This is a genomic window from Pseudomonas sp. Eqa60, assembly GCF_018326405.1.
In the GTDB taxonomy this organism is placed as follows: domain Bacteria; phylum Pseudomonadota; class Gammaproteobacteria; order Pseudomonadales; family Pseudomonadaceae; genus Aquipseudomonas; species Aquipseudomonas protegens.
This window is the reverse complement of sequence record NZ_AP024342.1, coordinates 1692007-1714069: the sequence shown is the minus strand read 5'-3', so window position 1 is coordinate 1714069 and position 22063 is coordinate 1692007. Positions and strand designations below refer to the sequence as shown.

Here is a 22063-nt window from a genome sequence, read left to right as displayed (position 1 = left end):
CACCACCTCCGAAGCACACGCCGGCCTTCAGAAATACTGTGTCGCGCTGGCCCAGATCCGCGGCGTGCGCTCGGGCCCGCTGCCTTCCTGGTTGTTGTCCAGGGCCCAGGCACTGGTCACGCTGATCTGTTGCGAAGGACCGCTCCAACTGGCACCCACACCGGCGCCCGACAACTGGCGGCGGTTCTCGTCGTGGATCCAGGGGCTCTTGTTGACCTGCACCGCGCCGTGATCGACAAACGCCTTGAGCTGCCAGCGCGGGGCCAGGAGAAAGCGCAGTTCCAGGCTGGCCTGCCAGCCCTGGTCGCCACTGCTGGTCCCCTGGGGATAGGCGCGCACATCGAAGGGGCCGCCGATGCCGAATTTTTCCGAGCTGTCCAGGTTGGTCGAGGACCATTGGCCGTTGAACTGGCCATAGAGCTGAAAGCGCGGGCTCAGGTACTGCAGGCGCGCGGCATTGAGGTTAAGCTTCTGAAAGCCACCGTTGGTGCCGGCCGTGAAATGGTCGCGCCACTGGTCCATCGGGTCGTCGATGCTCAACCGGCCACTGCCGTAGGTGAGGTAGAAGAAGTTCTGCCCGCCGCCGAGCAGGCTGTCCTGGGAGTTGCCGTTGAGGCTCAGGCTCCACAGTTCCACATGCTTCTGGCTGCTGACTTCGAACAGGTCGATGTCGTCGCGCAGGCGCTTGTCCTCGTACTGCAACTGGGCGCTGAGATCGAAGGTGCGGCTGCGGATCAGCGGCTGAGTGATGAAGACACTGCCGATGCTCGCCTGGCCGTGGGCCTCCAGCACCTCGAAGTCCCGGCTCAACTCGTAGTTCATCCGCGAATAGGCCACGCCCACACTGGTGGACCAGGGGCCCAGGGGAAGCTTGTAGGCGGCGCGGTAGTAACGCTGGTCCTCATCGCTGCCGAGCAGGCGCAGGTTGAACTGATCGCCCAGGCGCAAGGGGTTGTTGAGGTTGAGGCTGCCCCCGAGGCGGTATTCGCCGGTGTAGTAGCCGCCGAAGTTGTCGGCTTCCAGGGTGCCGCTGGCCCAGGGCCCGGGCTGCGCATTGACCAGCAGGTCGGTGGTGCCGCGCTGCTCGCCGGCACTGAGAGTGCCCTTGACCCGGACCCCGGGAAGGTCGCTCAACAGCAGCAGGCTGCGTTCAAGATCTTCACTGCGGACCGCGGTATCGCTGTGCAGTGACGACAGCGGGCCTGTGATCACCGAATTCAGGGCCCGGGACTGGTTGTTCACTTGAATACGACCGTAGCGACCTTCCATGACCTCGATACGCACCACGCCGTCCTCGATGTCCTGGGCCGGCAGGAAGGCCCGGGCCAGCATGTAGCCCTGGTTCTGGTAATAGGTCGTCAGGCGCTCGGCGGCCGCGCGCAGCTGGTTCAGGTCCAGCTCCTGGCCCTTGAGGTTCGCCAGCAGGGCTTGCAGCGTCTCGTTGCTGAACACCTGGTTGCCGACGATCACGAAGTCGTTGACCTGCAAGCGGATGCCGGAGGTGTCCGGAGCCTGGGCAGGGGCGCTCGGCGGCTTCGCCGGCAGGTCCAGCTCCGGTGCCGGCTGCTCCGGCAAGGCCGGTTGCGTGGCCTGGATGTCGCGCATCGCCTGCCCGGCGTTGGGCACATACACCGCGGCAGCCGCCACTGCGGGCAACATCAGCAACAAGCCCAGGCAGCCCCCGGACAATCGCTGCCAGCGCCGTTCAAGGCCCCCCGCAAGCAGGCTGTTCGATGACTTGCCCAAGGCAACTTCAGTCTTGTATCCGCGCACTTCCACTCAGCGTCTCCCCGCTGTCAGTTGCCACTTGGTAATGAACCACCGCCTGATCCGGGGTAATTCCCTGCATATCGGGCAGGGCGATCCGCGCCGAGCCGAAGGGCTCCACGGTGATCCCCTGCAATGTGATTGATCGATTGCCGCTGCCCAGCGCCACCTCAGCGAAGGACACGTAGTACGGGGTCGGGTTGCCGGCCAGCAGCGCAGCGCCAGCCTGCCCCGGCGCCACAAGGCTCCAGCGCAACTGGCGGACCGCTTCGTCAGCCTTGCCGGACAAGCCCTGGGGGCGGTACAGCAGCTTCATGCGCATGCGCGATGCCAGCCGCAGCAAGTCGTCCTTCGCGGCCGCCAGGGGCGGTACTTCGAGAAAGTTGATCCAGAACACCGACTCCCGATCGCCGGGCAATGGCTCGCCGCTGTAGCGCAGGACCAGGGCTGCGTTCTGCCTTGGCTCGAGCCGGGAGATGGGTGGCGACAGCACGAACGGCACCACCAGGGCGCTGGGGTCGACCTCGGCGTCGCCCTTGTCCAGCCAGGCCTGCAACAGGATCGGCGCACGGCCGCTATTACCGACCCGGATGCTGATGACCGGCTTGCCGGCGGGATAGATGAACCGTGTGCCGACAATCGACAGGTCGGCCTGGGCCCAGCCGCTGGACAAGGCCAGCAGCCCCAGCAGCCACCGGCAACCACGCAGGGAGCAAAGACGGCGATATCCGCCTTGATGGCCCATCAAGGCCGCTCCTCTACGGAACCTGCCGGCATCGCCCGGCAGGGGCGCTGAAGCACCACATAGCCCGTGGCGGAGGCCGTATCGCGGGGCGGCAACTGGTAGTCGATCAGGCACTGCTGATCCGGCTCCTGGCCCCATTCCACGCGAATCGTGCCCTGGTCCTGCTCGGTACGCAGCACCAGGCGGCTGCCCTGGCCCACCGCCCCCAGCTCGGCACCGTCCTGGGCATCGACGGCCACGGCAGCAAACGGCAACTGCTGGCCATCGGGTTGCTGGCTGTCGATCAGCACCGCACGCGCCCTGCGGGTCGGGTACGAAAGCATCACCACCGCCCCCGCCACCGGCGCCACATGGCGTGAGCTGAGCAGCAGCTCGACGTCGTCGGCAACGCCAGTGGGGTCGATATCCACGGTGTTCAATTGATAGGGGCTCAGGCTGGAGACCACGGCATAGCCGCTTCCATCCACCCGCGTATCGGCATAGCCGACCCGGGCGCCCTTGGCATCGGGAGCATGCACCAGGCCCGTGGTTTCACTCAGGGTCTGGGCGAAGGTCAAGCCACCCGAATGCAGCACCATGCCCCCGGAAGCCCCCAGAGACTGCTGGCGATAGTCGCGGCCCTGGGAAAAGCTCGAACTCAGGGAAACCTCGGGCAGGAAATAGTTGAGGCTGGCGTTGGTCGAGGTTTCGCCCTGGCGCTGGTCATGGGCGGCGGACAACGCATAGGTGGCGTCGCCATCCTTGTCCAGTACGCCGGAAATGCCGCTGGTGTAGTGCGCGCCAGAACGCTTGTCATGGCTGGCGTAGCTGTTGATCGTGGTACCCCGGCGCCCTTCCCGCCCCAGGGGAATCGACAGGCTGAAGCTGAAAAACGTGTTGTCCGCCCCCGCGCCTGCCCGTGAACCACTGCTGGAAGCACGCATGCGCTGAGCCATGAAGGAGTAGCTGTTACCGCGCCACTGGTTGCTGTAGCCCATGGCGAAGTTCAGGGTCTGGCCCTGGCGATTCCAGTACTGGAGGCTGGAGCCCGTGGCATAGAGCTGCCCTGCGCCGTCGCCCAGTTGCTGGTTGATGTTGATATCCAGGCGGTCACGGACCCGGGCGAACGAGTCGACACTCTCGCCCTGGTTGACGTGGTCCTGCAGGGTGATGGCGTCCTGCAGGCCCAGGTAACCGCTGGTGGAATAGCGGTAGGCCAGCAATGAGAAGTTGGTCCCGCTGTTGGGCAGGTTCTTGCTGTAGGACAGGCGCACGCTTTGGCCCTGCATGCTGCCGCCCCGGGGCAGCTCGGTTCTGGCCTGGGTCAGGTCCAGGCCAAAAGCCCCGAGGGAAGTATTCAGTGCGCTGCCGATCAGCGCCGACATGTAGCTGCCGGTGAGGGCCGTGCCGGCATAACCGGTCAATTGGTTATCCAGGCCGTAGTGCAGGGTGCCCTGGGCCACATATTGCTCGCTGCCACCGAGCCCGGGGTTCGCCACCTTGCCCGCCGTCAGGCTGTAGCGTGATGTGCCGGGGCGCAGGGTTTGCACGGTGGTGGCAAAAGGTACGGTAAAGCGGCTGGTCTGGCCGTTGGCCTCGGTGACCGTCACGTCCAGATCACCACCAAAGCTTGCCGCTTGCAGATCGGAAATCTCGAACGGCCCCGGTGCAACGGAGGTTTCATAGATCATGTAGCCGCGCTGATAGACCGAGACCTTGGCATTGGTGCTGGCCGTGCCGCGGATCTGCGGTGCGTAATAGCGCTGGCTCTCGGGCAACATGCGCGGGTCGCTGGCCAGCCGGACACCGCGAAACGATACCGAGTCGAACAGATCGGCTTCGGTCACGCTCTCTCCCACCAGCAACTGCGAGTGCCAGGCCGGCAGGTCGGTCTGGGCATAGATGTAACCGCGCTGATAATGGCCGCCCACCTCCGGCGACCAGGTGGCGGTGCCGCTGTGACGCAGACGCCAGTCACCCAGGTTGAGCCCCAGGTTGAGCCCGGCATAGCCATCGGTCTGGCTTCGCCCATTGCTCTGGGAACTGAACAGGCTGGTGTTGTAGTTGAGCGTGGCCGCGGACACGCCGTAATCCCAGCTCGCCGGATCGACATAGGTTTTCGACAGGTTCTGCTGCAGGAAAAGCTGCGGCACCGACAACTCGATCTTCTGTTCCGCAATTTTGACGCGGGTGGTCGCGCCAGGGATGTAGCTGCCCAGGTCGCCGCAAAACAGCCCATCGCCCATGAGAGGGTGAGAGGAATGGGTGCCCAGGCTCGCATCGGTCTTTTTCAAGTCGATACCCAACTGCTGCAACAACGAACGGTCGTAGCACGGCTGGCTGCCCTGGGGGTCATCGCTGGCGCGGAACTGGATTTCCTGCAACGCCCGCCACTGACTGCTCACCAGCACATCAAGCAAGTATGTGCCGGGCGCGACATAGCCCAATTGTTGAAAGCGCGAGGTATCGATGGGAGTGCCCTTACCTTGAAATAGCATCTGGCTGTCGAACAACACATCCTGGCTGGAGCCCGTATCCGCAGCCTCTGCCGTCGCCGGCGCGATGCCGTCCTGGTCGGCCACCAGCACCATGGAATTGCTCATCAGCACCGCCGCCAGACACAGTGACTGCGTCGCCGGAACCCGTCTGCGGCCGGATGAAGGCCCAGAACAGCTCGCACGCAAATGCCGATGGCACGGAATACGCGACATAACGAAGCCCCTGCCCCTCAAGAAAACCAAGCCACTGAAAAGCCCACAGAAGTGATGAGGAACCCCGTCAAAGAAGCGACTTTTTCAGCAGGCCTCGGCCGCCGAAATCATCGATCACCTCATATTCAATTGATGCCTTGGCCGGCTGTGACGGAGCGCCCGCTGGCCAGGAGAAAGACTCATATCCGAAGGGTGCGACCATGCCTGGCTTCAAATCGATTCGACGGCCTGACACAGCAACTTCCATGCGTCCGAAGGACACGTAATAAGGTGTTGGGTTGTACACTTTGATAACCGGCACTTGCGAAGCGCCTGCTCGACTTAATTCCCACTTGAGCTTTTCGCCAGCCATGCCCGCATTGCCAATCAAGTTGTCAGGACGGAAGAAAATCTTGATCCGAGTCCTGAATGCAAACTGCAATACGTTTTCGTCCTGTTTTCGCCGTGGTGGCGTTTCCAGTACATTCAGCCAGAACAATGATTCGCGATCTTTTGCCAAGGGTTCTTTTGAGTAAGACACACGCAATATCGCCGAGCCTCCCGCTTCCACCCGACTGACTGCAGGAGCCAGAAGAAAAGGAACCTTGATTTCCTCAGGAGACTTGTTGGCATCGCCTTCGTCGATCCAACTTTGCGCCAATAAGGCCACAGAGCCGGTGTTACTCAACTTCAATGTAACTTCACGAGCATCTGCTGGATAAACCAGGCGCGTACCTTCCAGTACTATCCCGGCATGCGCGGCCCCCGACAGTATCCCCAGGAACATGACACCGATAACGAGAGAATGAACAAAACGCGCAGTCGGCGTCATGACCTGCCCCTTAATAACTAACTGCTGTTATTGGTACGCAAGGGTGTAGCGGATGTAGGACACGCCCGAACCTGCACCGACGGTGGCTTCAGTAGATACGTAAGCGGCCTTGTACTTCAGGGTTGCCGCCTTGTCGGTGGAGATCGTAGCGATCTGCGGGGATGCTTCGGCTTGGCCCAGGACGATTTTCTGTGGCGTGGTGTCATGGTCGTTATAGACCTCGATCTGCACGCCCGTTGCAGGCTTGCTCCCGATCAGCTTGAGGTTGCCGGAGGCAGGGTCGACGTTACCGAGCTGATCGAACTCGATGGAAACCTTCTTACCGGCGGTGCAGTTGGCCCCCGAGAGTTGCAGTACGAACGGTACCAGTGGAGACCTCGCACCGATCTTGTCAAACACAGTAGGCTTGATAGTGCCGAGTTCAACGTTGGTTTCGTTACCTTCGCCCGGTGCCTTGCCGTTGATATCGCAGGTAGTGTCAGAGATGCTGCCACTGAACTTCACCACGCCATCGGTAGCTTGGGCAAAGGATGGAATCAATGCTGCCAGCATCAACCCGGAAGTTGCCATGGACAAGAGAGTCTTGCGTTTCATCTGATTTCCTTTTCCAAATGATTATAAGGAAGCAACAACAAAACACTTCCCTCCGAAAGCAACCGACAATAATACTGCCGCCAGCTTGGAAGAACGGATTTGCCTGACCTTATAAAAGTTAATTAATGCTGCTTGTTCCCGGCATCCCGGCCGGCTTGAACTACAAGTTCGGATCGGGTCTGCCAGCAGCGACCAAGCATATAGAAGAGTCGATTTATTTGGATCAAGATCACTACAGCATGATTTCCGGGAATGCTCGCGCAGAGAAACAGGAAATTTCTCGGAAGGGAAAACCGACTTAAACAACAGACAAACTAAAATTACTCGCTAATAACAACTTCCTGGAATATCAATCCAATAGCCGATAACAGCATCAAGTATTGTGGACTATTGATATTTGGCCACGCACCGCCGAATCGACCGGGCGCAGGACGCTGCTGATTCCGCCGGCGCTAACAGTTCGGCAGAAGGCGTTGCTGGAAAATAAGGAGGGGGGGCGCACGGCCCGGGGCGGCCGATTGCGGGCAACAAAAAAGCCCCGGAAATCGATGATTTCCGGGGCTTTCATTTGTATGGCGGAGAGATAGGGATTCGAACCCTAGGTACCGGTGAAGGTACAACGGATTTCGAATCCGTCCCATTCGGCCACTCTGGCATCTCTCCAACGGCGCGCATCATAACAGCACCTTTGCTCGAAGCGAAGCCCCCCGAGCAAATTTTTTCCGTGCTATCAGATGCTTGCGTCGATTACAGCGGTACGCCGAGGCGCTGGGCCACTTCTTCGTAGGCTTCGATCACATCGCCCAGGCCCTGGCGGAAGCGGTCCTTGTCCATCTTCTTCTTGGTGTCCTTGTCCCACAGACGGCAACCGTCCGGGCTGAACTCGTCGCCCAGGACGATGGAGCCGTCGCTGAACACGCCGAACTCCAGCTTGAAGTCCACCAGCAGCAGGCCGGCGTCATCGAACAGCTTGCTCAGCACTTCATTGACCTTGAGCGACAGCTCTTTCATGCGCGCCAGTTGCTCGGCAGTACCCCAGCCGAATGCCACCACGTGGGATTCGTTGATGAACGGATCGCCCTTGGCGTCGTCCTTGAGGAACAGCTCGAAGGTGTAGGGGTTGAGCTTCATGCCCTCTTCCACGCCCAGGCGCTTGACCAGGCTGCCGGCGGCGTAGTTGCGCACCACGCACTCCACCGGAATCATGTCGAGCTTCTTCACCAGGCATTCGTTGTCGCCCAGCAGCTTGTCGAACTGGGTCGGCACGCCGGCGGCTTCGAGTTTCTGCATGATGAAGGCGTTGAACTTGTTGTTCACCATCCCCTTGCGGTCCAGCTGCTCGATGCGCTTGCCGTCGAACGCCGAGGTGTCGTTGCGAAACAGCAGGATCAAGCGGTCGGCGTCGTCGGTCTTGTAAACCGATTTGGCTTTGCCGCGGTAGAGTTCTTCACGTTTTTCCATGATGGGCTCCGCTTGCTAAGTAGGTGGGCTAGGCGATGTGGCGCCAGTCGAGCCCTGAATCTTGATCGGCCAGTTGCAGCCAGTCCGGGTCGCACCCGAGGGTGTCGACAAAACATTGCCGGGCCAGCTGCGGCAGGTTGTTCTTGCTGCTCAGATGAGCCAGGACCAGGTGCTGCAGGTCCTGCCATCCCAATTCGGCCACCAGGCTTGCGGCCTGATGGTTGTTCAAATGTCCCAGGTCGCCGCCAACCCGCTGCTTGAGAAAGTACGGGTAATAACCCCGTGCCAGCCGATCCCGGCAATGGTTGGCCTCGATCATCAAGGCATCCAGGCCACGGTAGCCGTCCAGCACCCCGGCGCAGTAGGAGCCGAGGTCGGTCAGCAGGCCGAAGCGCCGCTGGCCATCACTGAAGACAAATTGCGTAGGTTCCTGGGCGTCGTGGGCCACGGCAATCACGTCGATGCGCAAGGCGCCGATCTGCAGCGACTCGCCACCGCGGACAAAACCCGCGACCTCCACCGGTTTGCGCATCCCGCGCAAGGTGCCCTGGCTGAGGTAGACCGGTAGATTGTAGCGCCGAGACAGCAAACCCACGCCATGCACGTGGTCGGCATGTTCGTGGGTTACCAGGATGGCGCTCAACTGCGCGGGATCGACTCCCAGACGCAGCAGGCGCCGCTCGGTTTCCCGCAGGGAGAAACCACAATCCACCAGAACGCAGGTGTCGGCACTGACGATCAGCGTGCCATTCCCTTGGCTACCACTGCCGAGAACGGCAAAACGCATCGGATCAGCCCAGGTTGTCCTGAATCACGCCCAACACTTTGCGTGCCACATCGGCCGGCGCCACGGTGTTGATGTTCTTCTCGACGGTGACCTGGACGTTCTCGCCTACCTTGCTCAGGCGAACCTGATAGCGCTCGGCACGGGCTTCGATCTCTTCCTTGGCCGGCTTGCTGCCGAACAACTTGCCGAAGAAGCCCGGCTCGTCGTCTTTCTTCTCGGCTTTTTCCGCCAGGTTGATGTAGTACAGGCCCAGGCTGCGGTTGATGTCCTCAACCCGCCATTCGCCCTGTTCCAGGGCACGGCCAACACTGGACCAGGCGCGATCGAGGTCGGCGCCCAGGTTCAGTACCGGGTTGCCGCTGCCATCCTCGCTGAGGCTGACTCGGCTCGGGGTATCGAAATCGCGGGCCGCCAGCAGAGACACCGAACCGCCCTTCTCGGAGGTGCGGCTCATGCTTGCCAGCATGTCGTCCACCAGCGCTGCGTCCAGGCCGGTGTTGACCGAACGGTTGGTGAACTCCACGTCGGCAGTGCTGCCGGCGGGACGCTCGGCACTGACCACGTAGACTTCACTGGTGTTGCGCTGCACGCCTGGCTCGATGCGTACCCGCACACGGGTTTCGCTGTCGGCGGCGACGCCGGCACTGCTCAGGCGCTTGGCCACAGCAGCGGAAAGCTCGTCGGAACGCTGCCAGCCGGTGGTGAACTCACCGGTTTGCGGGCGCTGCTGATCCAGGCGGAAACCGTTGTCCTGGAAGAACTGCACCGCCACTGGCCAGACTTCGGCCGGTGGATGCTGGGCCATGACCCAACGCGAATCGCCGCTCTTTTGCAGGGTGTAGTCGCTGGCATCGGCAATGGCCGACAGCGGCTGTGGACGAGGCACTTCGTACTCGCCCTTGACGTTGTCGTCGGCCACGTTGCGCGGAATCGGCAGCAGAGGGTCCAGACGCTTGGCGGTCTGTACATCCAGCGGCAATTGCATCGGTGCTGTTTGTTGCGCTTGCAGGTAATCGCTACCCCGGTCACGGAAGTAGCCTTCCGGGCCCCAGATCCAACCGCAGCCACTGGTGCTGGAGATAATCAAGGCAAGTGCGGAAAGTCCGGCCATTCGCTTCATGCGTTGTACTTCCTCAATTAAACCAAGACGCCGGACTGGCGCATGGCCTGCCGCAGCGGTTCGTGACAGGCGGCACTGAGCCAGGTGAGCGGCAGACGGATACCGTCCGGCATCAAGCCCATTTCGTGCAGGGCCCATTTCACGGGAATAGGGTTGGATTCGATGAACAGAGTCTTGTTCAGCGGCATCAGGGTCTCGTGGATCTCCCGGGCCTTGGCGGCATCGCCGGCCATGGCCGCGGCGCACATCTGGCTCATGGCCCGTGGCGCGACGTTGGCGGTCACCGAGATATTGCCCTTGCCGCCCAGCAGGATCAGCTCGACTGCGGTGGCGTCATCGCCGGAGTACACCAGGAAATCGCCGGGCACGCCGGCCAGGATGGCCTTGGCGCGCTGCAGGTCGCCGGTGGCTTCCTTGATGCCGATGATGTTCTTCACACTGGACAGGCGGATCACGGTCTCGGCCTGCATGTCGCATGCGGTGCGGCCCGGAACGTTGTAGAGGATCTGCGGGATGTCCACGGCCTCGGCAATGGCGCGGAAATGCTGGTACAGGCCTTCCTGGGTCGGCTTGTTGTAGTACGGGGTCACCAGCAGGCACGCATCGGCGCCGGCGATCTTCGCATTGGTGGTCAGCTCGATCGCTTCGCGCGTCGAGTTGGCGCCGGTACCGGCGATCACCGGAATGCGCCCTGCAACCTGGGTGACCACCCGACGAATCACTTCGATGTGCTCGTTCACATCCAGGGTGGCCGACTCACCTGTGGTGCCGACCGCCACGATGGCGTTGGTGCCCTCTTGCAGGTGGAAGTCCACCAGTTTGCTCAGGCTGTCCCAGTCGAGATTTCCCTGTGCATCCATGGGTGTGACCAGTGCCACCATACTGCCCGCAATCATGCAACCGCTCCTGCCGGAAAAAGAGAGCGGTAATGGTACTGGCGCCAAGTTCCTTGCACAAGCGAAGTCCCGCGCCATGAGCATTCCCCTGAGCGATGGTTTTCGCTACCCTTCAGGCTTTGATCGCTACTGATAAGCGTGTAGACCGGGTTATCGCCTGCCTGTTGGATCTGCAAAGCCCCATTCCCGCGTTGCCAGCCTGTGTTCCGAGCGTTTCGGGGCCAGTCGCCGGCTTGTGGTCCGAGGCCTTGAAGTTCCGCCGGCGACGCTTGCCCGGTACTGGCTTGTCAAAAAGTACCGACCGCTCATCGCTTTAGGAATGCTGCATGTCCACCCCCACAGTTCGCGAACAATTCCTTGTCATCAGTGCCCTCGGCGCCAACCCCATGGAGCTGACCAACGTCCTGTGCCGCGCCAGCCATGAAAACCGCTGCGCCGTGGTGACGTCGCGCCTGACCCGGCATGGCGAGTGCAGCGCGCTGGTTCTGGAGATTTCCGGCAGCTGGGACGCCCTGGCGCGCCTGGAAAGCAGCCTGCCGTTCCTGGCCAAGAAGCATGCCTTCACGGTCAACGTGGTGCGCAGCGCCGCCCTGGAAAGCCGCCCCCAGGCCCTGCCTTATGTAGCCTACGTCAGCGCCGCGTACCGCTCGGACATCGTCAATGAGCTGTGCCAGTTCTTCATCGACCATCAGGTCGAGCTGGAAAACCTCACCTGCGATACCTACCAGGCTCCACAGACCGGCGGCACCATGCTCAATGCCACCTTTACCGTGACCCTGCCCGCCGGCACTCAGATCAGTTGGCTGCGCGACCAGTTCCTGGACTTTGCCGATGCCATGAACCTCGACGCGCTGATCGAACCCTGGCGCCCACAGAACCCTATGTAAGGAAGCCCCATGGCCGTTGCTATCGATCAACCTATTGCCGATTTCCAGGCCCCCGCCACCAGCGGGCAGACCGTCAGCCTGTCCGACCTCAAGGGCAAGCAAGTGGTGATCTACTTCTATCCCAAGGACAGCACCCCGGGCTGCACCACCGAAGGCCAGGGCTTTCGCGATCAATACGCCGCCTTCCAGGCTGCCAACACCGAAGTCTTCGGCGTTTCCCGCGACAGCCTGAAGTCCCACGAGAACTTCAAGTGCAAGCAGGAGTTCCCCTTCGAGCTGATCAGCGACAAGGACGAAGCCGTCTGCCAGCTGTTCGACGTGATCAAGTTGAAGAAGCTCTATGGCAAGGAATACCTGGGCGTGGACCGCAGCACCTTCCTGATCGACAAGGACGGCGTACTGCGCCAGGAGTGGCGCGGGGTCAAGGTTCCGGGGCACGTCGACGCTGTCCTGGCAGCAGCCCAGGCACTGAACAAGGCCTGAAACCAACGGGGCGGCTGAATCAGCCGCCCCGCGTTATCTAGAGTAAAGGCGCCACCACCGGATCCTTCCTCGGCCAGGCATCCAGCACTGCCTTGAACAGGGTCGCCAGGGGAATCGCAAAGAATATCCCCCAGAACCCCCACAGCCCGCCAAACAGCAGCACCGCACAGATGATCGCCACCGGGTGCAGGTTCACCGCGCCGGAGAACAGCAGTGGCACCAGCACGTTGCCATCCAGGGTCTGGATGATCCCGTAGACCGCCATCAGGTAGATGAACTGATCGCTCCAGCCCCACTGGAACAGCGCAATCAGCGCCACCGGTACTGTTACCACCACGGCGCCGACATAGGGCACCACCACCGAGACCCCCACCAGCAGAGCCAACAGGGCCGCATAGTTCAGGCCCAGGGCGACGAAGGCGATGTAGGTCACCCCGCCACAGATGACGATCTCGATGACCTTGCCGCGAATGTAGTTGGCGATCTGCCGGTTCATTTCATGGGCCACGCGAGTAATCAGCGTACGTTCGCGGGGCAGATAGCTGATCACCCAGCGGCTGATCATCGCCCGATCCTTGAGGAAGAAGAACACCAGGATCGGCACCAGCACCAGGTAGATCATGATGTTCACCAGCAAGGGCAGGCTGGACAGGGAGAAGGTCAGCGCCCACTGGCCGAACTTGCCGATCTCGCCCCTGGCCACTTCGATGGCCTGCAGCACCTGCTCGTCGGACACAAGATGCGGGTAGCGCTCGGGCAACAGCAGCAACAGCGACTGCCACTTGGCGAGCATGCCCGGCAGCTCGTTGAACAGGGTGATCAACTGATGCCAGAGCAACGGCACCACCACCAGGATGAACACCAGCAGCAGCCCCATGAACAGCGCGAACACCAGCCCCACGGCCGCCCCGCCAGGCAGGCGCAGCCGCTCCAGGCTCACCACCAGCCCCTGCATCAGGTAGGCCAGGACCATCCCCGCCAGCACCGGCGCAAGCATGCCGCCCAGGGTCAGGACGGCAGTGAAGGCCAGAAACAGCAGAACGGCCAGCACCACCGCCTCTTCATCCGAGAAGTAGCGCTGAATCCAGTCACGTAGCACTTTGAACATCGATGTTCCTTAGATGAAGGCCCTCAAGGGCAGACTGCGCTCAGGCCTTTTTCAACCAGTAGCGATACACCCCGGCCTCATCCTCTTCACGCAGCAGGGTATGACCGGCCAGGCGGGCGAAAGTGCGGAAGTCACGCTGGGAGCCGGCATCGGTGGCAATGACCTTGAGTACCGCGCCACTGGCCAGGCGATTGAGTTCCATCTTGGCCTTGAGCAGCGGCAGCGGGCAGTTCAGGCCGCTGGCGTCCAGCTCGGCATCATGGGCGACAACATCGGTCATTGGGTTACTCCGATCATCAATTCAAGGCGTCTAGAATACCCTGCAAGCCAGGCCCGCCGGCAATAAAGAAGGCCGACACCAGAGCACTGCCGCGTGCTGCCGGAGCCACGATCAGGTAGACGCCGGAATTTACCCAAAAGCACTTTTTATCCTCAGAGTTTTCACTGGCTTTGTCTGGTCCCCGGCCAGGTGTCCAGCTACAGTAGAGCCTTTGTCGATTAAGGCTTTGTGCATGAATGTATTGCGCCCTACCCTGCTGACGCTCGCTTGCCTGCTCGCCTCACCGGGCTTCGCCGACGACCTGCCGTCACTTGGTGATGCCAGTTCAGCCATTGTCTCTCCGCAACAGGAATACCAACTGGGCCGTGCCTGGCTGGCGTTGCTGCGCAGCCAGGTTTCGCAGCTCAACGACCCGCAACTCAAGGACTATGTCGAAACCAGCGTCTACAAACTGGTGGAAACCAGCCAGGTCAATGACCGGCGCCTGGAGTTCATCCTGATCAACAGCCCGCAGCTCAACGCCTTCGCCGCTCCCGGGGAATCATCGGGGTCAATGGCGGGCTGTTCCTCAATGCCCAGACCGAAGGCGAGTACGCCTCGGTGCTGGCACACGAACTGGCGCACCTTTCCCAGCGCCACTTCGCCCGGGGGGTCGAAGCCCAGCAGCGCATGCAGGTGCCGATGATGGCCGCCCTGCTGGCCGGGATCGTGATTGCCGCCGCTGGCGCCGGGGACGCGGGGATCGCCACCATCGCCGGCACCCAGGCCGCAGCCATCCAGGAACAGCGGCGCTTCTCCCGGCAGAACGAGCAGGAAGCCGACCGCATCGGCATCCTCAACCTGGAAAAGGCCGGCTACGACCCGCGCTCGATGCCCACCATGTTCGAACGCCTGATGCGCCAGTACCGCTTCGATGCCAAGCCGCCGGAATTTCTCCTGACTCACCCGGTGACCGAATCGCGGATCGCCGACACCCGCAACCGTGCGGAACAGGCCCGGCAAGGCGGCACCGAAGACAGCCTGCGCTACCAGTTGATCCGCGCCCGGGTGCAACTGACCTATGAGGAATCGCCAGGGCTGGCCGCCAAGCGCTTTCGCGCGCAGCTCGATGAGAACCCGAAGAACGACATCGCTCGCTACGGCCTGGCCATCGCCCAGATCAAGGGCAGCCAGTGGAACGAAGCACGGGAAAACCTCAAGCCCCTGCTGGCCAAGTCGCCCAACGACGTGACCTACAACCTGGCTCAGATCGAACTGGACATGGCCAACAGCCGACTGCCAGACGCGCAGACTCGGGTCGAAAGGATGCTCAACCTGTACCCGGGCAACTACCCCTTGAACCAGATCCGCGTGGACCTGCTGCTCAAGCAGAACCGCCCGGCCGATGCCGAAAAGGCCCTGGAAGGCCTGCTGAAAAGCCGCCCGGACGACCCGGATGTCTGGTACCTGGTGGCGGAAACCCGCGGCCTGTCGGGCAATATCATCGGCCTGCACCAGGCCCGAGCCGAGTACTTCGCACTGGTGGGCGACTATCGCCAAGCCATCCAGCAGCTGGACTTCGCCAAGCGCCGGGCCGGCAGCAACTTCCCCCTGTCGTCGAGGATCGACGCTCGTCAGCGCGAGATGATGGACCAGGAACAGATGGTCAAGGACATGATGCGCTGACATTGACGCAAGCCACAAAAAAGCCCGCCTCTTACGAGGCGGGCTTTTTATTGGGCAACCTCAGGGGCTGGCGAATTACTCGGCCAGCTTGAAGGTGATGAAGCTGGCTCGCCCCTGACGCAGTACCCGCATGGACACCGAGCGGTTCTTCGGCAATGCCTTGGCGATTTCAGTGAACTCCTTCGCCGAAGTGATCGCCTGATTGTTCAGGTGAGTGATCACGTCGCCCGGCTGCAGGCCGATCAGCGCCGCAGGACCGTCCTGGACTTCCTTGATGACCACCCCGCCCTTGAGGTCGAAGGCTTTCTTCTGCTCATCGTTGAGCTCGACCACCGCTACACCCAGACGGTTGCTGCTGCGCTCGACACCCGACTTGGGCAGCATGCTCAGGTCTTTGTCTTCTTCAGGAATAGCGCCGACGGTCAGCTCGACATTCTTGCGCTTGCCGTCGCGGATCACTTCCAGGTTGGCCTTGGCCCCGGCCTTCAGCGCGCCTACCAGGTGCGGCAGGTCGGCCGACATGACGATGGGCTGGCCATTGAGGCTGAGGATCACGTCCCCCACTTGCAGGCCGCCCTTGGCCGCCGGGCCATCATCCTGGATCTGTGCCACCAGCGCGCCGGCCGGTTTCTCCAGGCCGAAGGATTCAGCCAGGTCCTTGTTGACCTCCTGGATTACCACGCCAAGCCAGCCACGGCTGACTTTGCCACCGGTTTTCAGCTGGTTGGAAACGTCCATCGCCACATCGATCGGGATGGCGAAAGACACGCCCATGAAACCACCGGAGCGGGTGTAAATCTGCGAGTTGATCCCCACCACTTCACCGGCCAGGTTGAACAGCGGGCCACCGGAGTTGCCCGGGTTGATCGGCACGTCGGTCTGGATGAACGGCACGTAGTTTTCGTTCGGCAGACTGCGACCGATGGCACTGACGATACCCTGGGTCACGGTATGGTCGAAGCCGAACGGCGAGCCGATGGCCACCACCCACTGGCCGGCCTTGAGGTCCTGGGATTTACCCAGTTTCAGCACCGGCAGGTCTTTGCCATCGATTTTCAGCAGTGCTACGTCGGAGCGTGGGTCGGTACCGATCAGCTTGGCTTTCAGCTCACTGCGATCGGCCAGACGCACAAGAATTTCGTCCGCATCGGCGATCACGTGGTTGTTGGTGAGGATGTAACCGTCCGCGGAGATGATGAACCCGGAACCCAGCGACTGCGCTTCGCGCTGACGATCCCCGCGCGGAGAGCGTGGCTGGGGCATGCCCCGCTCGAAGAACTCGCGCAGCATTGGCGGCAGGCCTTCGAGGTCGGGCATCTGCGCCGAGTTGGAAACCCGGCGGTCCGGCAGTTTCTGCGTGGTACTGATGTTCACCACCGCAGGCGAGGCCTGCTCGACCAGTTGGGTGAAATCAGGCAGCTCGGCCGCCTGGGCAGAAACGGCCTGCCCAAGCACCAGCACGGTGGCAAGAATGGTGAAGTAGGACTTCAAGCGTGGTATCGACATACGGCTCCCGTTACGACGAGCGTGGTTAAGCGATATGGAACAGCAAATACCGAAACTGCAGGGGCGGCATCTTTGTTCCAGGAACGACAAATAAGGTCAGAACCGAGGGGGTTCTGACCTATAGAAAAACTCTGGGAATTTTGCAAATGAAATTGCTGACCAAACATTTCATCTTCTCAATTGTGGAGCGGGCATCACTGACCTCTTACACAACCAACAAAGGCTCATTGCTTGGCAGTGGTATCGGAACGCATCGACAGCGCAATACGTTCAGCAGTACCAATGGGGATCTCCCCGACCACCGTGACCATCATCTCGCCATCGGGGGTAGTCAGGCGGCGTGATACAGCCACCGTAGGTCCGAGCTGAGTGCGGGTATCGGTGACCGATGCGCCGTTGAGCGGCTCGAGAAACACCGAAAAGCGCGCAAGACCATCGTCATACAGCAGGCTGTTGACCATGGATTTGGTTTCCGGATCCTTGCGGGCACTGCTGCTGGTCAATTCGAAGCCCGGAGGCAGCCAGTCGGAATGCCAGGTTTGCACAGTCTTGACCGCCGAGGCCTTGTCGCTGTCCAGAGACACCGGCTTGCAGCCAGCGCTGGGACGCAACTCGACGTCGTCAGGCACATCCGCAGTATCCAGGCGAGTGAACTGGAAGCGCTCCAGCAACTGCCCCTTGTCGTTGAGCAACAGGGACTTGAGCGGCAGCCCGGTCTCACGATCCAGGTGCAGCTCGAAACCATAGCGATGCTGGTCCTTGGGCGTGACCGAAACGATCACCGCCTGGCGACCGGCCACACGCGACTTGCCGATGACAGCAAGGTTGTACCAATTCTTGAGTTTTTGCGGGTCCAGGGCTCGGGCCGCACCGTCCGGGGAATCCCCGAGACCTGCCACCAACTCGCCACTGACGCACTGGGTACGACCATCGACACGCACCACCTCTTGAGCGGACCCATCGAGCTGGATCAACCGCTCACGGACCTTTCCATCCTGGACACGATGCCAGATGTTATGGGTAGAAAAACTACCGTTGCGCTCGTAAACGAAAGTGCCCTGAAAGCTTTGCTGCTGTTCCGCTTGCCCAAGACGCTGCAACCAGTCCTGGGCTTCGTCGGCATGGGCTGGAACCACAAACCAGCCACTGAGCAGAAGCGTTAATAGAGGTATGGCGCGCATGATCCTCCTTAGCGGTTTTCCAGGCTTGCCGCACGGGCGTAAGGCAGAGCGCTTTCAGTGCCTTTGAGTGCAGCTTGCTGGGCGTGCTGGCGCAAGTAGCTTGGCAGACGCTGATCGTGCCAGCCTGGCTGCCCTTGTAGTACGCCATTGGCCATGGGGCCAGTAGCTTCCGAGCTTTCATTGTAGCCGGCCAGTACTGCCGGCCCTTTGACTTGTGGAGTCGCCAGGGTGGGCTGGCCGGTTTGCTGTGCCAGTTCGACACCTGCGATCTCGTCCTGGTTGTACAGGCGAACACCGGCCAGCACGGCCACGGTCACCGAGGCAGCTACTGCCAGACGGCCCAGGCTGCGCCAAGGTCCGCGGGAGGCTTTGGCCGGTACGGCCTCATCAGCCAGAGCTGCAGAAACGGCAGCGGCGATGTCCAGACGCGGAAGCAGCAACTCCTTGTGCATGGCTGCCCGGGCGATTTGATAACGGGCCCAGGTCTCACGGGTTTCCACTTCGTCGACGGCATTCAATACCCGACGCAATTCCAGTTCGTCCGCTTCGTTATCCATCACCGCGGACAGCGATTCCTGCAGGGCTTCACGACTCATGGCGGTTCCTCTCTTGGCTGTCGCCGCTGTCTCAGGTTTCCTGCAACAACGGCTGCAGGGCTTTATCGATGGCTTCCCGAGCGCGGAAAATCCGGGAGCGCACGGTACCCACCGGACACTGCATGACGCTCGCAATGTCCTCGTAACTCAGACCATCGAATTCACGTAAAGTTAAGGCCGTACGCAAATCTTCAGGCAGTTGCTGGATGGTTCGATGGACGGTGCCCTCGATCTCATCCCGCAGCAACGCACGCTCCGGCGATTCGAGATCCTTCAGGCCATGATCGCCGTCATAGAACTCCGCATCCTCAGAACTTACATCGCTATCCGGCGGCCTGCGGCCGCGTGAAACCAGATAGTTTTTCGCCGTGTTGATGGCGATACGATACAGCCACGTGTAAAACGCGCTGTCACCCCGAAAATTACCTAGCGCACGGTAAGCCTTGATAAAAGCTTCTTGTGCAACATCCTGGGCTTCATGGGTGTCGTGCACGAAACGCACGATCAACCCGAGAATTTTGTGCTGGTACTTCAGCACGAGCAGATCGAACGCTCGCTTGTCGCCACGCTGAACGCGTTCGACCAGCTGCTGATCCTCTTCCTGGGTTAGCATGAACACTCCTCGATAAGCTCGGAGGAGGCTTGCATCACTAAACGATCAGGCTTGCAAACATAGACTCGGGCTTTTCGCAAAAGTTCTCCCCCTCCAAGCAAGTTTCCTGCGGGCTCTGATCCGGCACGCACGAAAAACGCAGCACGGGCGAGGCCGGCTGCGCGAATAATCCTGTCGTCGAATTCTGTCACAAGGGACACACTGTAAACCTTGGATATAACCGACGCTGTCCCTTCTTTCAGGCAACCTTCTATTGAGTTTGGGGCCTTGGCAAAAGTTCCCAATCTTTATAGCTGCGCCAGACGAAGATTGTGTAACGGTGGCAAGAAAAACCGCCCTATGTCTTCGATCAGCCGCTCCAGAGGCTGGAATGCTCCGAATATCGGACTGACCGAGAGCAACGCTTTTGCTCGGTGAAGTCGCACAATGCCATGAAGGCGCGACTATTGTGCCGATCCCCCCCTCTATATACTAGTGGGCTGTGTGGCTGCTTTGACTTGCCGATTCAGGCGTCTTGCGCCAACCCCTTCCCGGGTCGCTTTGAGCGGAATCCTTCAAATGAGCCAACAGTTTCAACACGATGTTCTGGTGATTGGCAGCGGTGCCGCCGGCTTGAGCCTGGCCCTGACCCTGCCCAGCCACCTGCGTATTGCCGTCTTGAGCAAAGGCGACCTCGCCAACGGCTCGACATTCAGGGCCCAGGGCGGCGTCGCGGCCGTTCTGGATGATACCGACACCGTAGAATCCCACGTCGATGACACCCTCAATGCCGGCGGCGGCCTGTGCCACGAGGATGCGGTGCGCTTTACCGTTGAACACAGCCGCGAGGCCATCCAGTGGCTGATCGACCAGGGCGTGCCCTTTACCCGCGACGAAGACTCCAGCAGCGACGACAGCGGCTTCGAATTCCACCTGACCCGCGAGGGCGGCCACAGCCACCGGCGGATCATCCACGCGGCGGATGCCACCGGTGCGGCCATCTTCAAGACCCTGCTGGCCCAGGCTCGGCAACACCCCAATATCGAATTGCTGGAACAACGGGTCGCCGTCGACCTGATCACCGAAAAACGCCTGGGGCTGGAAGGCGACCGCTGCCTGGGAGCCTACGTGCTCAACCGCAGCACCGGCCAGGTCGACACCTTTGGCGCACGCTTCGTGATCCTCGCCTCCGGCGGCGCAGCCAAGGTCTACCTCTATACCAGCAACCCCGACAGTGCCTGCGGCGACGGTATCGCCATGGCCTGGCGCTCGGGCTGCCGGGTGGCCAACCTGGAATTCAACCAGTTCCACCCCACCTGCCTGTATCACCCATTGGCCAAGAGCTTCCTGATTACCGAAGCCCTGCGTGGCGAAGGCGCCCACCTCAAGCTGCCCAACGGCGAACGCTTCATGCCGCGCTTCGACCCTCGGGCCGAGCTGGCACCACGGGACATCGTGGCCCGGGCCATCGACCATGAAATGAAGCGCCTGGGCATCGACTGCGTCTACCTGGACATCAGCCACAAGCCGGAAGCCTTCATCAAGAGCCACTTCCCCACCGTTTACGAGCGTTGCCTGGAGTTTTCCATCGATATCACCCGGCAGCCGATCCCGGTGGTGCCGGCCGCGCACTACACCTGCGGCGGGGTGATGGTGGACCAACAGGGCCGCACCGACGTGCCGGGCCTGTACGCCATTGGCGAAACCAGCTTCACCGGCCTGCACGGCGCCAACCGGATGGCCAGCAACTCGTTGCTGGAGTGCTTCGTCTACGCCCGTTCGGCGGCGGCCGACATCCTTCGGCAACTGCCCCAGGTGTCGATCCCCATCGCCCTGCCCGCCTGGGATGCCAGCCAGGTCACCGATTCCGATGAAGACGTGATCATTGCGCACAACTGGGACGAGTTGCGGCGGTTCATGTGGGACTACGTAGGCATAGTGCGCACCAACAAGCGCCTGCAGCGGGCCCAGCACCGGGTGCGCCTGCTGCTGGACGAGATCGACGAGTTTTACAGCAACTACAAGGTCAGCCGTGACCTGATCGAGCTGCGCAACCTGGCCCAGGTGGCCGAGCTGATGATTCTCTCGGCCATGGAGCGCAAGGAGAGCCGCGGCCTGCACTACACCCTGGACTACCCGCAGATGCTGCCCGAGGCCCGGGACACTATTCTGGTGCCGCCCACCTACGCCGGCTGAACTTGAGCCGCAGCCGCAGGCGCCGATGCTGGTCGGCGGCCTGCGCGTCCCGCGGTACACAGAGTGAGCGCACCCAGCGCTCGCCCCGCAGCCGAAAACGCAGCACCACGATCAATGGCAGCGCCAGGCTGTCGGGGCGCAACTGCACGGCCTGCCACCCCTCGGATCGACTCCACAGCTGCCAGCCTTCGGGCGAATGGCGCAACCCGGTGAAGGCCCGTGGATGGCTCAAGAGAATCTGCCGCGGCAACACCCAGCTGGCATGCAGCAGGCACAACCCTAGCCCCACGAGCCTGGCGACAGACGGAAGATCCAGCAGGAAAAACGCGCCCAGGGCGAACGCCTGGGCCAGCAGGTAGGCCGCCAGCAGTTGCCGTGAGGCACGCCAGCGGCATTCGAACAACCTACTTGGGTTGGACACGGTCCAGAATCATGCGGACCATGCGCTGCAGCTCGGGGTCCTCGGACTCGCTGCGCTCCATGAACCAGCCAAACATGTCCTGATCCTCGCACTCCAGCAGCTTGCGATAGCACTCGCGGTCGGTCTCATTGAGATGCGGGTACACCTCCCTGACGAACGGCACCAGCAATACGTCCAGCTCAAGCATGCCGCGGCGGCTGTGCCAGTAGAGGCGATTCAGTTCAACATCTTCAACCATGGAGCGCTCCTCAAATAGAGCGCAAGTATACAGCCCGGG

At 61.5% G+C, this 22063-nt stretch carries 20 protein-coding genes, 1 tRNA gene and 1 pseudogene; 4 read left to right on the top strand and 18 right to left on the bottom strand.

What is annotated here, in order from left to right; genetic code table 11:
* Window positions 1-27: 27 nt before the first annotated feature.
* The 10 genes from KI242_RS07700 to dapA form a co-directional block, all read right to left on the bottom strand.
* On the bottom strand, window positions 28-1779 hold the full coding sequence (locus KI242_RS07700; RefSeq protein ID WP_212806030.1) for a ShlB/FhaC/HecB family hemolysin secretion/activation protein: 1752 nt from the start codon (window positions 1777-1779) through the stop codon (window positions 28-30).
* Window positions 1754-2512: a fimbria/pilus periplasmic chaperone gene (locus tag KI242_RS07695; RefSeq protein WP_212806029.1), complete on the bottom strand. Its 759-nt coding sequence runs from the start codon at window positions 2510-2512 to the stop codon at window positions 1754-1756. The genes KI242_RS07700 and KI242_RS07695 overlap by 26 nt, the downstream gene beginning before the upstream one ends.
* A complete protein-coding gene (locus KI242_RS07690; protein WP_169892597.1) occupies window positions 2512-5094 on the bottom strand; it encodes a fimbria/pilus outer membrane usher protein in 2583 nt (860 codons plus the stop codon). Before KI242_RS07690 ends, KI242_RS07695 begins: the two co-directional genes overlap by 1 nt.
* Before the next feature lie 175 nt (window positions 5095-5269).
* Window positions 5270-6013: a fimbria/pilus periplasmic chaperone gene (locus KI242_RS07685; protein WP_015634521.1), complete on the bottom strand. Its 744-nt coding sequence runs from the start codon at window positions 6011-6013 to the stop codon at window positions 5270-5272.
* Window positions 6014-6040: 27 nt separating this feature from the next.
* Window positions 6041-6607 (bottom strand): fimbrial protein, encoded by a 567-nt coding sequence (locus KI242_RS07680; protein WP_015634520.1) that lies wholly within the window; start codon window positions 6605-6607, stop codon window positions 6041-6043.
* A gap of 573 nt (window positions 6608-7180) precedes the next feature.
* Window positions 7181-7270, bottom strand: a tRNA-Ser gene (locus KI242_RS07675).
* Window positions 7271-7354: 84 nt separating this feature from the next.
* Window positions 7355-8068, bottom strand: a complete 714-nt coding sequence (gene purC, locus KI242_RS07670) for a phosphoribosylaminoimidazolesuccinocarboxamide synthase (protein WP_011059799.1) — start codon at window positions 8066-8068, stop codon at window positions 7355-7357.
* 28 nt (window positions 8069-8096) lie between these two features.
* On the bottom strand, window positions 8097-8855 hold the full coding sequence (locus KI242_RS07665) for an MBL fold metallo-hydrolase (RefSeq protein ID WP_011059798.1): 759 nt from the start codon (window positions 8853-8855) through the stop codon (window positions 8097-8099).
* A gap of 4 nt (window positions 8856-8859) precedes the next feature.
* Complete coding sequence (gene bamC / locus KI242_RS07660) at window positions 8860-9975, bottom strand: outer membrane protein assembly factor BamC (RefSeq protein ID WP_212806028.1); 1116 nt, start codon at window positions 9973-9975, stop codon at window positions 8860-8862.
* Window positions 9976-9992: 17 nt separating this feature from the next.
* The gene (gene dapA, locus KI242_RS07655; protein WP_011059796.1) at window positions 9993-10871 is read right to left on the bottom strand and encodes a 4-hydroxy-tetrahydrodipicolinate synthase; all 879 of its coding nucleotides are present in this window, start codon (window positions 10869-10871) and stop codon (window positions 9993-9995) included.
* A 326-nt stretch (window positions 10872-11197) separates the two neighbouring features.
* Between dapA and KI242_RS07650 the strand changes: the two genes are divergently transcribed.
* Together KI242_RS07650 and KI242_RS07645 are read left to right on the top strand one after the other, a co-directional pair.
* Entirely contained in the window at window positions 11198-11758 is a 561-nt protein-coding gene (locus tag KI242_RS07650) for a glycine cleavage system protein R (RefSeq protein WP_011059795.1), read from the top strand.
* A gap of 9 nt (window positions 11759-11767) precedes the next feature.
* Entirely contained in the window at window positions 11768-12241 is a 474-nt protein-coding gene (locus tag KI242_RS07645; protein ID WP_011059794.1) for a peroxiredoxin, read from the top strand.
* Between the two features lie 37 nt (window positions 12242-12278).
* Here KI242_RS07645 and KI242_RS07640 read toward each other — a convergent pair whose 3' ends face one another.
* Together KI242_RS07640 and KI242_RS07635 are read right to left on the bottom strand one after the other, a co-directional pair.
* Entirely contained in the window at window positions 12279-13349 is a 1071-nt protein-coding gene (locus tag KI242_RS07640; RefSeq protein WP_011059793.1) for an AI-2E family transporter, read from the bottom strand.
* 40 nt (window positions 13350-13389) lie between these two features.
* Window positions 13390-13629, bottom strand: coding sequence for a sulfurtransferase TusA family protein (locus tag KI242_RS07635; protein ID WP_011059792.1), 240 nt, complete (start codon window positions 13627-13629; stop codon window positions 13390-13392).
* Window positions 13630-13861: 232 nt separating this feature from the next.
* Here KI242_RS07635 and KI242_RS07630 point away from each other — a divergent pair.
* Window positions 13862-15294 (top strand): annotated as a pseudogene (locus tag KI242_RS07630) (M48 family metalloprotease).
* 75 nt (window positions 15295-15369) lie between these two features.
* On the opposite strand, the gene KI242_RS07625 reads toward KI242_RS07630, so the two are convergent.
* The 4 genes from KI242_RS07625 to rpoE form a co-directional block, all read right to left on the bottom strand.
* On the bottom strand, window positions 15370-16800 hold the full coding sequence (locus tag KI242_RS07625; RefSeq protein ID WP_011059790.1) for a DegQ family serine endoprotease: 1431 nt from the start codon (window positions 16798-16800) through the stop codon (window positions 15370-15372).
* A gap of 224 nt (window positions 16801-17024) precedes the next feature.
* Window positions 17025-17981, bottom strand: a complete 957-nt coding sequence (locus tag KI242_RS07620) for a MucB/RseB C-terminal domain-containing protein (protein WP_015634518.1) — start codon at window positions 17979-17981, stop codon at window positions 17025-17027.
* Between the two features lie 8 nt (window positions 17982-17989).
* Window positions 17990-18577, bottom strand: a complete 588-nt coding sequence (locus KI242_RS07615) for an anti sigma-E factor RseA C-terminal domain-containing protein (protein WP_011059788.1) — start codon at window positions 18575-18577, stop codon at window positions 17990-17992.
* 31 nt (window positions 18578-18608) lie between these two features.
* On the bottom strand, window positions 18609-19190 hold the full coding sequence (rpoE, locus tag KI242_RS07610) for an RNA polymerase sigma factor RpoE (protein WP_007930230.1): 582 nt from the start codon (window positions 19188-19190) through the stop codon (window positions 18609-18611).
* A 558-nt stretch (window positions 19191-19748) separates the two neighbouring features.
* Between rpoE and nadB the strand changes: the two genes are divergently transcribed.
* Entirely contained in the window at window positions 19749-21365 is a 1617-nt protein-coding gene (nadB, locus tag KI242_RS07605; RefSeq protein ID WP_011059787.1) for an L-aspartate oxidase, read from the top strand.
* Here nadB and KI242_RS07600 read toward each other — a convergent pair.
* Complete coding sequence (locus KI242_RS07600) at window positions 21334-21786, bottom strand: protein YgfX (protein WP_125062242.1); 453 nt, start codon at window positions 21784-21786, stop codon at window positions 21334-21336. The two genes, nadB and KI242_RS07600, sit on opposite strands and share 32 nt — an antisense overlap.
* Window positions 21770-22024 (bottom strand): succinate dehydrogenase assembly factor 2, encoded by a 255-nt coding sequence (locus tag KI242_RS07595; protein WP_011059785.1) that lies wholly within the window; start codon window positions 22022-22024, stop codon window positions 21770-21772. The genes KI242_RS07600 and KI242_RS07595 overlap by 17 nt, the downstream gene beginning before the upstream one ends.
* Window positions 22025-22063 lie beyond the last annotated feature (39 nt).

Bases quoted from the DNA above. Each gene is read 5' to 3' on its own strand.
- KI242_RS07665 (WP_011059798.1), bottom strand. From the start codon at position 8,855: ATGCGTTTTGCCGTTCTCGGCAGTGGTAGCCAAGGGAATGGCACGCTG.
- KI242_RS07685 (WP_015634521.1), bottom strand. From the start codon at position 6,013: ATGACGCCGACTGCGCGTTTTGTTCATTCTCTCGTTATCGGTGTCATG.
- KI242_RS07595 (WP_011059785.1), bottom strand. From the start codon at position 22,024: ATGGTTGAAGATGTTGAACTGAATCGCCTCTACTGGCACAGCCGCCGC.
- dapA (WP_011059796.1), bottom strand. From the start codon at position 10,871: ATGATTGCGGGCAGTATGGTGGCACTGGTCACACCCATGGATGCACAG.
- bamC (WP_212806028.1), bottom strand. From the start codon at position 9,975: ATGAAGCGAATGGCCGGACTTTCCGCACTTGCCTTGATTATCTCCAGC.
- KI242_RS07635 (WP_011059792.1), bottom strand. From the start codon at position 13,629: ATGACCGATGTTGTCGCCCATGATGCCGAGCTGGACGCCAGCGGCCTG.
- purC (WP_011059799.1), bottom strand. From the start codon at position 8,068: ATGGAAAAACGTGAAGAACTCTACCGCGGCAAAGCCAAATCGGTTTAC.
- rpoE (WP_007930230.1), bottom strand. From the start codon at position 19,190: ATGCTAACCCAGGAAGAGGATCAGCAGCTGGTCGAACGCGTTCAGCGT.
- KI242_RS07695 (WP_212806029.1), bottom strand. From the start codon at position 2,512: ATGGGCCATCAAGGCGGATATCGCCGTCTTTGCTCCCTGCGTGGTTGC.
- KI242_RS07620 (WP_015634518.1), bottom strand. From the start codon at position 17,981: ATGCGCGCCATACCTCTATTAACGCTTCTGCTCAGTGGCTGGTTTGTG.
- KI242_RS07625 (WP_011059790.1), bottom strand. From the start codon at position 16,800: ATGTCGATACCACGCTTGAAGTCCTACTTCACCATTCTTGCCACCGTG.
- KI242_RS07645 (WP_011059794.1), top strand. From the start codon at position 11,768: ATGGCCGTTGCTATCGATCAACCTATTGCCGATTTCCAGGCCCCCGCC.
- KI242_RS07690 (WP_169892597.1), bottom strand. From the start codon at position 5,094: ATGAGCAATTCCATGGTGCTGGTGGCCGACCAGGACGGCATCGCGCCG.
- KI242_RS07640 (WP_011059793.1), bottom strand. From the start codon at position 13,349: ATGTTCAAAGTGCTACGTGACTGGATTCAGCGCTACTTCTCGGATGAA.
- KI242_RS07650 (WP_011059795.1), top strand. From the start codon at position 11,198: ATGTCCACCCCCACAGTTCGCGAACAATTCCTTGTCATCAGTGCCCTC.
- nadB (WP_011059787.1), top strand. From the start codon at position 19,749: ATGAGCCAACAGTTTCAACACGATGTTCTGGTGATTGGCAGCGGTGCC.
- KI242_RS07680 (WP_015634520.1), bottom strand. From the start codon at position 6,607: ATGAAACGCAAGACTCTCTTGTCCATGGCAACTTCCGGGTTGATGCTG.
- KI242_RS07615 (WP_011059788.1), bottom strand. From the start codon at position 18,577: ATGAGTCGTGAAGCCCTGCAGGAATCGCTGTCCGCGGTGATGGATAAC.